The 13,266-nt window shown below is 71.4% G+C and carries 11 protein-coding genes; 4 read left to right on the top strand and 7 right to left on the bottom strand.

Annotated elements, in window-relative coordinates:
- Window positions 1–47: 47 nt before the first annotated feature.
- Entirely contained in the window at window positions 48–1,802 is a 1,755-nt protein-coding gene (locus tag QNO14_RS00805) for a cation:proton antiporter (protein ID WP_257507073.1), read from the bottom strand.
- Window positions 1,803–1,900: 98 nt separating this feature from the next.
- Between QNO14_RS00805 and QNO14_RS00810 the strand changes: the two genes are divergently transcribed.
- The gene (locus tag QNO14_RS00810; protein WP_257507072.1) at window positions 1,901–4,267 is read left to right on the top strand and encodes an ATP-binding cassette domain-containing protein; all 2,367 of its coding nucleotides are present in this window, start codon (window positions 1,901–1,903) and stop codon (window positions 4,265–4,267) included.
- A 606-nt stretch (window positions 4,268–4,873) separates the two neighbouring features.
- Here QNO14_RS00810 and QNO14_RS00815 read toward each other — a convergent pair.
- Window positions 4,874–5,920, bottom strand: a complete 1,047-nt coding sequence (locus QNO14_RS00815; protein WP_257507071.1) for a malate dehydrogenase — start codon at window positions 5,918–5,920, stop codon at window positions 4,874–4,876.
- Between the two features lie 102 nt (window positions 5,921–6,022).
- On the opposite strand from QNO14_RS00815, the gene ypfJ reads away from it, so the two are divergent.
- Window positions 6,023–6,901: a KPN_02809 family neutral zinc metallopeptidase gene (gene ypfJ, locus QNO14_RS00820; protein ID WP_257495367.1), complete on the top strand. Its 879-nt coding sequence runs from the start codon at window positions 6,023–6,025 to the stop codon at window positions 6,899–6,901.
- Window positions 6,898–7,908, top strand: coding sequence for a prolyl aminopeptidase (gene pip, locus QNO14_RS00825; protein ID WP_257507070.1), 1,011 nt, complete (start codon window positions 6,898–6,900; stop codon window positions 7,906–7,908). The genes ypfJ and pip overlap by 4 nt, the downstream gene beginning before the upstream one ends.
- 65 nt (window positions 7,909–7,973) lie before the next feature.
- Here the strand turns inward: pip and QNO14_RS00830 are convergent, their stop codons facing one another.
- The 5 genes from QNO14_RS00830 to QNO14_RS00850 all read right to left on the bottom strand — a co-directional run bounded on the left by QNO14_RS00830 (window position 7,974) and on the right by QNO14_RS00850 (window position 12,774).
- On the bottom strand, window positions 7,974–9,734 hold the full coding sequence (locus QNO14_RS00830; RefSeq protein ID WP_257507069.1) for an aldehyde dehydrogenase family protein: 1,761 nt from the start codon (window positions 9,732–9,734) through the stop codon (window positions 7,974–7,976).
- 119 nt (window positions 9,735–9,853) lie between these two features.
- Window positions 9,854–10,114, bottom strand: a complete 261-nt coding sequence (locus tag QNO14_RS00835; RefSeq protein ID WP_257495370.1) for a glutaredoxin family protein — start codon at window positions 10,112–10,114, stop codon at window positions 9,854–9,856.
- Between the two features lie 41 nt (window positions 10,115–10,155).
- Window positions 10,156–11,283, bottom strand: a complete 1,128-nt coding sequence (locus QNO14_RS00840) for a glycosyltransferase (RefSeq protein WP_257507068.1) — start codon at window positions 11,281–11,283, stop codon at window positions 10,156–10,158.
- Between the two features lie 44 nt (window positions 11,284–11,327).
- The gene (locus tag QNO14_RS00845) at window positions 11,328–12,413 is read right to left on the bottom strand and encodes a polysaccharide deacetylase family protein (RefSeq protein ID WP_257507067.1); all 1,086 of its coding nucleotides are present in this window, start codon (window positions 12,411–12,413) and stop codon (window positions 11,328–11,330) included.
- Between the two features lie 160 nt (window positions 12,414–12,573).
- Window positions 12,574–12,774: a glycine zipper domain-containing protein gene (locus QNO14_RS00850; protein ID WP_257495373.1), complete on the bottom strand. Its 201-nt coding sequence runs from the start codon at window positions 12,772–12,774 to the stop codon at window positions 12,574–12,576.
- A gap of 206 nt (window positions 12,775–12,980) precedes the next feature.
- On the opposite strand from QNO14_RS00850, the gene QNO14_RS00855 reads away from it, so the two are divergent.
- Window positions 12,981–13,262: an ArsR/SmtB family transcription factor gene (locus QNO14_RS00855; RefSeq protein ID WP_257507066.1), complete on the top strand. Its 282-nt coding sequence runs from the start codon at window positions 12,981–12,983 to the stop codon at window positions 13,260–13,262.
- Window positions 13,263–13,266: the final 4 nt, after the last annotated feature.

Raw genomic sequence — 13,266 nt, forward strand, 5'->3', positions numbered from 1 at the left:
GCTGCTCCTTCCTCCCTTTCATTCTCGCTCAGGGTGCCGACGCGCACTCACTCGCCGTCCCCTTCGCCCTTCAGCCGCAGCCGCAGGTTCAGCTCCTCGGCGTCGAGTTCGGCCAGCGCGTGCCGCAGCGCCCCGGAGCTGATGCCGCTGCGGGCGAGGGTGCCCAGCCGCGTGCGCATCGCGGCGAGCAGCACGAGGCGCAAGTGGAGCCGGTCCCGCACGGCGGCGCTCTCGTCCTCATCCGGGGCTTCGGACATGCGTGTGCCCACGTGGCTGAGGAGCGCGGGCGGGAACGGGGTGCCGTCGGGCCGCGCGAGGTCCGGGCTCTCGAGCGTCTGCTGCGCCGCGTCGCGCAGCGCGGCGTCGATGCGGTCACGCTCGTCCCGTGACAGGTCGTCGCTCTCGGGCGGCAGCTTCAGCAGGCGGGAGAACCAGGGCAGCGTGAAGCCCTGCACCAGCAGGCTGATGATGGCCACGAGAAAGGCGGTCAGAATGAGCAGCTCCCGCGCGGGCGTCTCACGGGGCAAGGTCTGTGCCGCAGCCAGTGTCACGACGCCGCGCATACCGGCCCACACGATGATGCCGCCGTGCTTCCACCCCAGCGGTGATGCCTGGTAATAGTCGAGATCTGCCAGCTCGCGGCGGACCCGCCGTCGCCAGACGGTGAGTCGACGCTCGACACGATGGCGCTCGACGCTGCGCCCCCGCCGGTCCACGGGGGTGGGAGGCGGATCGTCGAGGTACACGTCCTCGTAGGCATCGATACGAGCGTCGAGCGCCCCGAGCCGCTCCCGCTTGGCGTGGGCGCGGCGGCCCTGCAGCAGCACGAGCAGCGCGACGTAGCCGGTGCGCACGACCAGCACGATGGCGAGCGCGGCGACGGCGAGCACGATGGCCCGCTGCGGGCCGCCCTGCTCGGCCAGGTTCTGCAACCACAGATCCTTCAGCTCCAGCCCCATGATGAGGAAGATCGCCCCCTCGAGCACGACTTCGATGGTGCGCCAGTTCAGCGCGTCCGAGAGGCGCTGCTCGGCCGTGAACCAGCGTGCCGAACCCTGCCCGGTCACGATGCCGGCGACCACGGCGGCCACCAGGCCCGACCCGCCGAGGTGCTCGGTGGGCAGGTATGCGGCGAACGGCACCACGAAGCTGATCGCAGTGTTGGCCGCCGAGTCGCCGACCCAGACCCGCAGCCGCAGCGCGAGAAAGCCGACCAGCGCCCCGGCGGCGATGGCGACGAGCACGCCCCAGGCGAAGGCGCCCGCGAACTCGCCCGCCGCCACCGCGCCCCCGGCGGCGGCTGCGGCGATCGCGGTGCGCAGCAGCACCAGCGAGGTCGCGTCGTTGAGCAGGCTCTCACCCTCGAGCATCGTCACCACGCGCCGTGACAGGCCCAGCCGCTTCACGATCGAGGTGGCGACGGCATCCGTCGGACTCAGGATCGCCCCCAGGGCGATCGACAGCAGCAGACCGAGTTCCGGGACAGCCCACAGGAAGAACCCGGCGAGGGTCAGGGTTGTGATGATCACCAGCAGCACCGACAGGCCCGAGATCGGGCCGAAGTCCCGGCGGAACTCGATCGCCGGCAGCGACACCGCCGCGGAGTACAGCAGCGGCGGCAGGATGCCGACGAGGATGATCTCGGGGTCGATCTCCACCGCCGGCACGAAGGGCAGCAGGCTCACCGCGAGGCCGGCGATCACCAGCAGCAGGGGTCCTGCGACGTTGACACGGGGCGCCAGCCCCGCCGCCACCCCGATCACGATCACGCCGAGGATCACCAGTACGATCGCCGTCTCCATGGGAGCCTCCCGTCACCGAGCATTCTGCCCCGTGATCGTCTCGAGGACTGCGGCTGTCCGCAGACCCGGGCATGCTGGTCTGTGACGGGAGGACCCTCATGGCCGAGATCGCCGCCGACGCCCGGACCGATGCCGACGCCCGGATCGACCCCGACCCCCACGACGTCATCCGCGTGGTGGGCGCGCGGGAGAACAACCTGCAGGGAGTGACGATCGACCTGCCCAAGCGGCGGCTCACCGTCTTCACGGGGGTGAGCGGCTCGGGAAAGTCGTCGCTCGTGTTCGGCACGATCGCCGCGGAGTCGCAGCGGCTCATCAACGAGACCTACAGCACCTTCGTGCAGGGGTTCATGCCGACCCTGCCGCGCCCCGATGTCGATGTGCTCGAAGGGCTGACGACGGCGATCCTCGTCGACCAGGAGCGCATGGGCGGCAACCCGCGCTCGACCGTGGGCACCGCCACCGACGCGCACGCGATGCTGCGGATCCTCTTCAGCCGCGTGGGAACGCCGCACATCGGCCCGCCGCAGGCATTCTCGTTCAACGTCCCGTCGGTCACCGGTTCGGGGGCGATGAAGGTGGGCGAGAAGAAAGCCGTGAAACGCGAGTACACCGTCACCGGCGGCATGTGCCCGCGCTGCGAAGGCACCGGCGAGGTCAGTGACATCGACCTCGACCAGCTGTTCGACCGCACGAAGTCGCTCGCCGAGGGCGCGTTGACCGTGCCGGGGTACACCGTCGACGGCTGGATGGTGCGCGCCTTCACCGAGTCGGGCTTCGTCGACGCCGACAAGCCGATCGAGCACTACACCGACCAGGAGCGGGAGGACTTCCTCTACCGCGGGCCCACGAAGGTCAAGATCCAGGGGATCAACATGACCTACGAGGGTCTGGTGCCGAAGATCGCCAAGAGCTTCCTGCAGAAGGACCGTGACTCCATGCAACCGCACGTGCGCGCCTTCGTCGATCGCGCGGTGCGCTTCACGGAGTGCCCCGCCTGCGGCGGCACGCGCCTGAGCGAGGCCGCGCGGTCGTCGAGGATCGGCGGGGTGAGCATCGCGGATGCCGCGGCCATGCAGATCACCGACCTCGCCGCGTGGCTGCGCACCGTCGACGACCCCGGCGTCGCCCCGCTCGTGGCGGGCCTGCGTCACACCATCGACTCCTTCGTGGAGATCGGGCTCGGCTACCTCTCGCTCGACCGGCCCTCGGGGACCCTCTCCGGCGGAGAGTCGCAACGCACCCGCATGATCCGCCACCTGGGCTCCGCACTCACCGACGTGACCTACGTGTTCGACGAGCCGACCGCGGGACTGCACCCGCACGACATCCAGCGCATGAACGCCCTGCTGCGGCGGCTGCGAGACAAGGGCAACACGGTGCTCGTGGTCGAGCACAAGCCCGAGGTCATCGAGATCGCCGACCACGTCGTCGACCTCGGCCCCGGCGCCGGCCGCCGGGGCGGCCGGATCACCTACACGGGTGACGTCGCGGGGCTGCGCGCGTCGGACACGACCACCGGCCGCCATCTCGACCACCGCGCGCGGCTGAAGCCGGAGGTGCGCGCACACCGCGGGGCCCTGCCCATCCGCGGGGCCAGGCAGCACAATTTGCAGGACGTCGACGTGGACATTCCCCTCGGCATCCTCACCGTCGTGACGGGGGTCGCGGGTTCGGGCAAGTCCTCGCTCATCCACGGCAACCTGCCCGACCGCGACGACGTCGTCGTCGTCGACCAGTCCGCCATCCGCGGGTCGCGGCGCAGCAACCCCGCCACCTACACCGGGCTGCTCGACGTCATCCGCGCCGCGTTCGCCAAGGCCAACGGCGTGAAGCCCGCGCTCTTCAGCGCCAACTCCGAGGGCGCCTGCCCGGCGTGCAAGGGCCTCGGCGTCATCATCACCGAACTGGGGTTCATGTCCACCGTCGAGACGGTGTGCGAAGTCTGCGAGGGGCGCCGGTTCACCGACGAGGTGCTCGAGTATCGCCTCAACGGCAAGAACATCGACGAGGTGCTCTCGATGTCGGTGGGCGAGGCGGCGGCCTTCTTCGCCACCGGGCCGGCGCACACGACACTCGCGCGCATGGTGGACGTCGGGCTGGATTACCTCACGCTCGGGCAGCGGCTGAACACGCTGTCGGGCGGCGAGCGGCAGCGGCTGAAGCTGGCGATCTCGATGGCCAAGAAGGGCGCCGTCTACGTGCTCGACGAGCCGACGACGGGACTGCACCTGGCAGATGTGGACAACCTCTTGGGGCTGCTCGACCGGCTGGTGGATGCCGGCAACTCCGTCATCGTCATCGAGCACCACCAGGCGGTCATGGCGCACGCCGACTGGATCGTGGACCTCGGCCCCGGCGCGGGGCGCGACGGCGGGCGGGTGGTGTTCGAGGGAACGCCGGCGGCACTCGTCGCGACCGGGCGGAGCCTGACGGCCGAGCACCTCCGCGCCTACGTCGCCTGAGGCCGCGGCCGGACGTTGCGGCATCCGGCGTCTCCGCCTCCTGCGCTCGCCTGTCGCGTCGCCGCCGTCCCGGCGCCGCCGCCAGTCGCGTCGCCGCCGTGGCGCCGTCTCCTGCCGCGCCGTCGCCGTCCCGGCGCCGTCTCCAGCGCTCGCCTGTCGCAGATGGTCGCTTCGGGGGCCGGTAGGGAGCCGTTTGCGACAGGTGATGGGCGGGGGGCTCGGGGGTGGGCGCCGCCAGGTAGGGGTGCGGTCGCCGGGGTGGACGTCGCGGGGCAGGGGCCAGGGTGCTCGCCTGTCGCGAATGGTCGCTTCGGGGGCTTGCAGGGAGCCGTTTGCGACAGGTGAGTGGGGCGGGGGTGCTGGGGGGCGCGCCCCGCTAGGTAGGGGTGCGGTCGCCGGGGTGGACGTCGCGGGGCAGGGGCCAGGGTGCTCGCCTGTCGCGTCGCCGCTGTCCCGGCGCCGCCGCCGGTGCTCGCCTGTCGCGAATGGTCGCTTCGGCAGCCGGTAGGGAGCCGTTTGCGACAGGCGAGCGGGGGCGCGCCCCGGGTTGGGGGCGCGCGCGGGCCCGGGGTGCGGCGTCGGCGGCGGACGGCCGCACGGCGCGGGTCAGGCGCCCGTGAGCTCCCGCACCGCCTCGCGCTCGGCGACGAGCTCGGCGACCGACGCCTGCAGCCGCGCCTGTGCGCGCTCGTCGAGGTGCAGCCCCTCCACCACGCGGTAGCCCGATCCGTCGCTGGTCACCGGGAACGAGCAGACGATCCCCTCCGGCACGCCGTACTCGCCGCGGGACACCAGGGCCGCCGACGTCCACCCCGGGCCGGTGCCAAGCGCCTCATCGCGCACGTGCGCGATCGCGGCGTTGGCGGCCGACGCCACCGACGACGACCCCCGCACCTCGATGATCTCCGCCCCGCGGCGGGCGACCCGCGGGATGAACACGTCGTCGAGCCAGGTCGTGGCGGCATCCGCCCCTCCCAGCTTCTCGGCGAGGGCCGCGAGCACGGGTGCGCCGTCGACGGTGGCGTGGGCGACGTCGGGGAACTGCGTGGCGGAGTGGTTGCCCCAGATGGTGACGCCCTGCAGCGCCGCGGGGCCGACGTCCAGCGCAGCGGAGAGCTGGCCCACTGCGCGGTCGTGGTCCAGACGGGTGAGGGCGCTGAACCGCTCGGAGGGGATGCCATCGGCCGCGGCCGCGGCGATGAGCGCGTTCGTGTTGGCGGGGTTGCCGACGGTCAGCACCCGCACGTCCGCGGCGGCGTTGGCCGCGATCGCCGCCCCCTGCGGAGCGAAGATGCCGGCGTTGGCGGCGAGCAGGTCACTGCGCTCCATGCCGGCGGCGCGCGGGCGGGAACCGACCAGCAGTGCACGGTTCGCGCCGGCGAAGGCCACCGCGGCATCGTCGGTCACTTCGACATCGCGCAGCAGCGGGAAGGCGCAGTCCTGCAGTTCGAGCGCGGCGCCCTCCGCCGCCCGCATGCCCTGCGGGATCTCCAGCAGGCGCAGGCGGATGGGCTGGTCGGGCCCCAGCATGTCGCCCGCGGCGATGCGGAAGAGCAGGGCGTAGCCGATCTGCCCGCCCGCTCCGGTGATCGTCACCGTCACAGGGGTGCGGGTCTGGGTGGGTGCGGGCGAGGCGGCGGGAGTGGCATCCATGACCCGAGCCTAGGAGCGTCGGGGCCCGTGTAACGGCACCGGTGCGGGGCGTCACCGGTCCGGCGCCCACGCTCCCGGGCGTGCGGCCAGTACCGTTACGGGGTGACCTTCAACGACAACGCCCGCGTGGGCGGGAACACCGCCAAACGCCGTGGGCGAAACGCCGCCCTCGTCGGTGGCGGAACGGTCGGTGTCGGCGCCATCGTCGTGCTGCTGGTGAGCATGTTCACCGGCTTCGACCTCGGCGGGCTGCTGGGCGGTGCCGGGGGGTCGGGCGGCGGGGCCGCGACCGAGGAGTCGACGATCGCCGACTGCGAGACCGGCGCCGACGCGAACGAGCGCGACGACTGCCGTCTGGCGGCGGCGTCGCTGAACCTCGACCAGTTCTGGGAGCGTGAGCTCGACGGATACCGGGCGCCGCAGCTGATCATCGTCGATGTCGAGACGGGCACCGCGTGCGGCACGGCATCCAACGCCACCGGGCCTTTCTACTGCCCGCCGGAGGAGACGGTCTACGTCGATCCCACCTTCTTCGCCGTGCTGCGCGACCAGTTCGGCACCACGGCCGGGCCGCTCGCGCAGCTCTACGTGCTCGCGCACGAGTACGGCCACCACGTGCAGCAGATCACCGGCGTCTTCGACCGCTACCCGAACAACGGCTCGGGCCCCGACAGCAACGGGGTGCGCACCGAGCTGCAGGCGGACTGCTTCGCCGGTGCGTGGGTCGCCGATCTGCCGCAGCAGGTCGACGAGAACAGCGTGCCCTTCATGAAGGAACCCACGCAGGAGCAGATCCGCGACGCGCTCGCCGCGGCCGCGACCGTCGGCGACGACAACATCCAGCGGCAGTCCGGGGGGACCGTGAACCCCGAGAGCTGGACCCACGGTTCGAGCGAGCAGCGCCAGCGCTGGTTCGACGTCGGCTACGAGGACGGCGTGTCCTCGTGCGACACCTTCTCGGCATCAGGAGCTGAATTGTGAGCCACACGCACCTCGACGGCATCCTCTACCCGCCCATCGAGCCGTACGAGACCGGCGAGCTGCTCGTCGGCGAGGGCAACCGCGTGTACTGGGAGCAGTCCGGCAACCCACAGGGCAAGCCCGTCGTGTTCCTCCACGGCGGGCCCGGCGGCGGAACGGCGCCCTGGCATCGGCGGTTCTTCGACCCAGAGGTCTACCGCATCGTGCTGTTCGACCAGCGCGGATGCGGACGCTCCACGCCGCACGCCGCTGCCCCCGAGGCCGACCTCCGCCACAACACCACGTGGCACCTCGTCGCCGACATCGATCTGCTGCGCCGCACCCTCGGCATCGACCGGTGGATGGTCTTCGGCGGATCGTGGGGCAGCACCCTCGCGCTGGCGTACGCCGAGGCCCACCCGCACACCGTCAGCGAGCTGGTGCTGCGCGGCATCTTCACGCTGCGCGCCCATGAGCTGGAGTGGTTCTACGAAGGCGGGGCATCGGCGCTCTTCCCCGACCTGTGGGAGCAGTTCATCGCCCCGATCCCCGTGCTCGAGCGCGCGCGCATGATCGAGGCGTACCACCGGCGGCTGTCGGACCCCGACCCGGCCGTGCACGGCCCGGCAGGGCTCGCGTGGACTCGGTGGGAGGCGTCGACGGTCACGCTGCTGCCCGACGAAGAGCTCGTGGCATCCATGTCGGATCCCGCTTCGGCGACGGCGTTCGCGCGCATCGAGAACCACTATTTCCTCAACCGAGGGTGGTTGCGCGAGGGGCAGCTGATCGCCGATGTCGGTGCGATCCGCCACATCCCCGGCGTCATCGTTCAGGGCCGTTACGACGTGTGCACGCCCATGATGACCGCGTGGGACCTGCACCGGGCGTGGCCCGAGGCCGAGTTCGTGATGGTGCCGGATGCCGGGCATTCGGCCGCCGAGCCCGGGATCGCCGCCGCGCTCCGCGCCGCGACCGACCGGTTCGCCGCGGGTGACGGGTTCGCCGCGGGTGACGTCGGGGGCGAGTAGCCCACACGGTGGGGCCTGCCGGCGGGCCGGCGTGCGCTCGGGCGTTCGGTCGGCAACGCCCCCGGCTACGCCCCGAAGGCCTGCAGCAGGGTCGCCGACAGGCGCACGGGGTTGCCGTCCATGCGGAACCGTGTGAGCCCCTCGCTCACCGCGGCGCCGGTGCGGGCCGACACGAACCACGGCGGCTTCGGCAGCACCGAGGGCCGCCCGCCCGCGGCGAGGTTCGCCGGTGCGACCGAGCGCGGGAAGGGCCGGAAGGGCCCGCGCACGACGCTCCGCTCCACCCGGTCGAGCAGCCGAGCGTTGTGCACGACGCCGATGCCGCTGGGGGCATCGGCGAGGGTCCCGCCGGGGTAGGCCCCCCACGAGCACGTGGGGGTGAGGAACCCGAGCGCCGTCCAGGCATTGATCGCAACGGTGCCGTACCGCAGCTCGGCGATGGCCTGCTCGAACGCGTCCCCCAGGGCCGCTTGCGTCACCGGGTCGACGATCACGTTCGCGCCGAGCGTGCCGGTGAGCTCGGTGTTGGCGTGCGCGACCGCCGCGTCGACGAAGTCCTGCCCGAGGCCGGGAAGCTCCACGACGCCCAGCACCGGGGCGAAGTACTCGGTGGTCTGCACGGGCGCGGCATCCGTCGCCGCCGCCTCGATCAGCACCCGCGAGCCGTCGCCCATGCGCTGGGAGCCGGGATGGGCGGATGCCGCGTCGTCCACCCCCGCCTGCGCGCCGGGGTACCAGACGGGCCGGGCGGGAGCGGCGTCGTATGCCTCTCGCAGCGCCGCGAGGAACGCCTCGCGCTGCGGCCAGTCCGCGCTGAGCAGCACCACCTGGCCGGCGATGCAGTTGTGCCCGCTGTTGTAGAGCCGCATGGTCACGACGTGCTCGGCCTGGAAGCGCAGGTCCGCTTCGGACCATTCGCCCGGCACGACGATGATGGGCGAGACCCCGCCCAGCTCTGCGGTGATGGGTGTCGTCAGACGCGGTACACCGGTCTCGCGACGCTGGGCGGCATCCTCGCCGGAGCCCCACACGATCGCCTCGAACGTCGTGATCGACCCGGTGATGTGCACGTGGTCGATGCCGGGATGCGTCGTCAGGTACGCGCCGACGTCGCCGGCGCCGCGCACGATGCGCAGCATTCCGGCACCGATCAGCGGGGCGAGTGCCCGCTCGTAGACGGGCACCAGGTCGTCCTGCGTGGGGTTGACCTTCAGCAGCGCGACGCGGTTGAACGCGAGCAGCTCGTACAGCACGTCGAGGAACGGGATGGCCGTGACGTTGCCGGCGCCGAGCACGAGGCCGACACCGCCCGCGTCGGCCCCGGGCAGCTGTCCGAGGCCCGCCGTTCGGGCGGCCTCGGCCGCGGTCACTCCGGGCTGCAGCCACACTTCGCCGGTGTACCCCGACAGCAGCAGGCGGTCGATGGGTGCGGTCGGCAGCACGTGCACGCGCACCCGGCCGCCGGGCGCTTCGTCGACCCGCAGGTCGTCGAGGGGGCTTGCCCCGCGCGCGAGCGCGCCGAGGGTGTCGGTGTACGCGTCCAGCGCGACGAGCGCCGCGTACGGGCCCGAGAGCCACTCCTCGCCCCGCAGTGGATGCCCGGGCTCGAGGCCCTTGGACGTCGAGGCGACGTCGGCCCATTCCTCCGCGACGGCGACGACTGCCGCGCGGATGCGCCGCAGCAGCGTGCGCCGCTGGGGCAGCGTCAGCTTTCCCCAGAGCGTGGAGCCGGTGCGCAGGTCGTCGATGGCGGCATCCAGGCGCGCGCGGTCCCCCTCGGGCAGGCCCGGATCGGCGTCGCGGGCGGGGGACTCAGCGGATGCCACGGGGTGCACTCCTCGGTTCGGGATGTCCAGCATAGGTCGCGGGTGACGGCTGCCCGGGGAGGGGAACGTGCGCCCGCCCGGGGGAGACCGTCGCCTCGCGGCGGCGCGCGCCCGAGTCCTCAGATCAGGGACAGCTCGCGCAGCTTGGCCTCGACGTCGATGTCGGCGGGCTCGACGTGGTGTGTGGCGTCGGGGTACACCACGACCGGGATGTTCGTGCGCCCGGAGATCTCGCGCGCGACGTCGGCCGCTGCGGGGTCGGCCTCGAGGTCGATGTACTCGTAGTCCACGCCGAGGACGTCGAGCTGGGCCTTCGTGCGACGGCAGTCGCGGCACCAGTCGGCGCCGAACATCGTGATGGTGGCGGGCTTGTCGGTCATGCCATCAGCCTACGGCCGCTGCCTGGGCGCGGCCCGGAACCTCAGGGATCGGCGTGCTGTCCGACGGCCTGCGGCGCGCGCGTCGCGGCGGCGGTCGCTGCGCGACGCGGGGCGTAGACGACGAGGGCGTGGAACACGAAGCGCACGACGAAGGCGGCCACCAGGGTGAGGGCGGCGGCGAACACGGCGGAGAGGTGGGTGCCCTCCACCAGCAGCCACATCACCGGGATGCGGATGAGCGCTTCGGCGTTGTTGAAGGTGAATGACTTCAGGAATCGGTGTCGCATGAGCCCCGACTCCGACCGCATGTCGGCGAAGACGAGGTATTCCAGCAGCAGGAAGTTGCCGATGATCGTCAACTCGCTCGCGATGACGGCGGCCACGACGTATTCGACGCCCAGGCGCATGAGGCCCCACATGATCACGAGGTTCGCGACGGCACCGAACCCCCCGACGAGGGCGAAGGCCGACATGCGCCCGAACCGCAGCATCGTCAGCTGTGTGAGAAAGCGGACGCCCTGCGTGAACGAGGCCTTCGACGCCCCGGCGTGACGCGGCGCGAAGCTGAAGGGCACCTCCGCGATGCGCAGCTGCCGGCGGGCGAGCACTTCGAGCAGGATCTTGAAGCCGCGCGGGTGCAGCGCCCCGATGTCGATGGCATCGCGGTTCACCAGGAAGAACCCGGTCATCGGGTCGGAGCATCCAGCGAGCTTGCGGGGGAACATCGCCTTGGTCAGCAGGTTCGAGGCGCGCGAGACCGTCGTGCGCGTGGCATCCGCCAAGCCCTTCGAGGTGCCGCCCGCGGCATAGCGCGATGCCACCACGACGTCCACGTCGCCGGCCGCGGCCCGGTCGAGCAGCGAGGGGATCGTCTCGGGTGGATGCTGCAGGTCGCCGTCCATGACCAGGCACCACCGCGACCGGGCGGTGGTGAACCCCTCGAGCACCGCCCCGCCCAGACCGTCCGTCGCCGTCTCGCGATGCAGCAGGCGCACAGGGAAGGGCGTCGTCGCGGCGGCGGCCCGCACGATCGCCGGGGTGTCGTCGGTGGAGTCGTCGACGAACAGCACCTCGAAGTCCCGGCCCGCCATGACGTCGCCGATGCGGCGGAGCAGTTCGACGACGTTCGGACCTTCGTTGTAGGTCGGGACGATGATCGTCAGATCCATCGGTCGTCCTGTCGTCTGGCGGGTGGGTCCTTCAGGGTATCCCGTCACCCCACGAGGCGCCTGAGATCGTCCACCGTCATGCCGTAGTCGATGCGGATGCAGGGGAGCGCGAGCTTGTCGGTGCCGGCCCTGACGTAGCCCTGCTCGATGGTGCGGGCCATCTCGAATCCGGCGAGGCGCAGGCCCTCCTTGGCGGTGCCGTTGTAGTGACCGAAGGGGTACGCCACGACCTCCGCCGCCCCGAGGATCTGAGCGGATGCCGTCATGTCTGCCGCGATCTGCTCCGGCGACCAGTTGACGATGCGTCCCTGACCGTCCGCCCCCGCCTCGTGCATGTCGTGCGTGTGCGAGCGCTGCAGCACATAGGGGTTCGGAGCGGGCTCGGAGCGGAACTTCGTGATGACGAACGACGTCGCCAGCAGTCCCTTGGCCTCGACGATGGGGGCCGCCAACTCGAGCCAGGTGTGGTGGGCGTCGTCATCGGTGATGATGACGGAGCGGTCGGGCAGGAACAGAGCGCCGTCGATGAAGGCGCTGAGCTCGTCCCACGTCGGCAGGTAGAAGCCGTCTGTCGCGAGGTAGTCCATGTGGGCTTCGAAGTCGCCGATGTAGGCGTAGTTCAGGCGCAGCCAGTCATCCTCGCCCTCGGGGTTCGTCGTGAACTGGTGGTACATGAGGATCGGGATCGCCGCGTCTTCGGCGGCGACCCGCTCATGCGTCATCCACGAGCCGTACAGGGTCTGCTGCCGGTCGGCGCACGTGGCGAGCTCCGATCCGTTGACGCGTGCGGCGGTCGTGTAGGCCGTGGCATCCGTCGCCGTCGCGTACCAGCCAGCGAACACCGCGTCGTCGCGCCGGGGAATGGGGAGGGCGCCGTACAGCGCGCCCTGCGAGACGAGCACCGGGTCGACCTCGGCGCCGTCGATGGAGAAGGTGACGGCGCAGGCGTTCGCGTCGTCCGTGCCCGCCAGCAGCTGTTCCGCGGGCGTCGAGGCTGCCGGTGCGGGCGTCGGTGCGGATGCCGGGGAGTCTGCGGGCGGCGTCGCGGGGGAGTCCGCGTCGGCCAGCCGGGGGAGGGCGAGTGCTATGCCGATGACGACGACGGTGGCGGATGCCGCGACCAGCAGCAAGGGCCAGAGGCGCCGACGCCGTCTCGTTCGTTTGGTGGCGGCTGCCGAACTGCCCGATCCTGACATCATCTTCCTCGCTGCGCGTCAGCGGCGACGCGCTCCCGCCGATCCTATGGCCCCGGGCGGCGGGGCTTCGGACGGGCGGCAGCGACCGAAGCGCCTAGTTCTTTCGGCGTCCTCGGGCGTCGAAGGCTGCGCCGCAGGCGATGCCGATGGCGACGCCGACCGCGAGCCACAGGGCGAGGTTGTCGGCCGCGATGCCGACCGCCGCTCCCACAGCGAGACCGAGGGCGACGCCGATGCCGATGCCGGTTCCCTTGGCTGCGCCTCCGGTCGTTTCAGGGTTCGTTTCGTTGTCCATGGGTCCCAACGTACGGAGGGCGCAGGATCACAGCATCCGCCTGATGGGGGAGGTTTTCGATCTCCCTCGCGCGGGGGAGCGTGTCGTGCACCGACCTCGTGCGTCCACCCCGGCGGCAGTCAGTGGTGGCGCGACTGATCTACGGAGCTCGCGGATTCACGATCGAGCTCTTGACATGCAAGTCGCGACTTGCATATTTTGGGCGAATGGTCGACGTCTACCGGGCGCTCGCGGATGCGACTCGCCGACAGATCCTCGATCTGCTGGTCGGCCGAGACGGTGTCACGCTGTTCGAGATCTGCAGCCGGCTCGCCGAGTCGGGCACGGGCTCGTCGCGGCAGGCCATATCTCAACACCTGGGAGTGCTGGAGGAGTGCGGCTTGATCAGCACCGAACGGGTGGGACGCACGAAACTCCACTGGCTGAACACCGCGCCGTTGCGGGAGATCACCCTGCGATGGCCAATCGACACAAGGGGGACGGACTGATGAA

Source organism: Microbacterium sp. zg-Y625 (assembly GCF_030246925.1).
Taxonomy (GTDB): domain Bacteria; phylum Actinomycetota; class Actinomycetes; order Actinomycetales; family Microbacteriaceae; genus Microbacterium; species Microbacterium jiangjiandongii.

Excerpts from the sequence above, each read along its gene's own strand:
- QNO14_RS00850 (WP_257495373.1), bottom strand. The coding sequence starts at position 12,774 with ATGGACAACGAAACGAACCCTGAAACGACCGGAGGCGCAGCCAAGGGA.
- QNO14_RS00835 (WP_257495370.1), bottom strand. The coding sequence starts at position 10,114 with ATGACCGACAAGCCCGCCACCATCACGATGTTCGGCGCCGACTGGTGC.
- QNO14_RS00815 (WP_257507071.1), bottom strand. The coding sequence starts at position 5,920 with ATGGATGCCACTCCCGCCGCCTCGCCCGCACCCACCCAGACCCGCACC.
- QNO14_RS00805 (WP_257507073.1), bottom strand. The coding sequence starts at position 1,802 with ATGGAGACGGCGATCGTACTGGTGATCCTCGGCGTGATCGTGATCGGG.
- QNO14_RS00855 (WP_257507066.1), top strand. The coding sequence starts at position 12,981 with ATGGTCGACGTCTACCGGGCGCTCGCGGATGCGACTCGCCGACAGATC.
- QNO14_RS00840 (WP_257507068.1), bottom strand. The coding sequence starts at position 11,283 with ATGGATCTGACGATCATCGTCCCGACCTACAACGAAGGTCCGAACGTC.
- QNO14_RS00810 (WP_257507072.1), top strand. The coding sequence starts at position 1,901 with ATGGCCGAGATCGCCGCCGACGCCCGGACCGATGCCGACGCCCGGATC.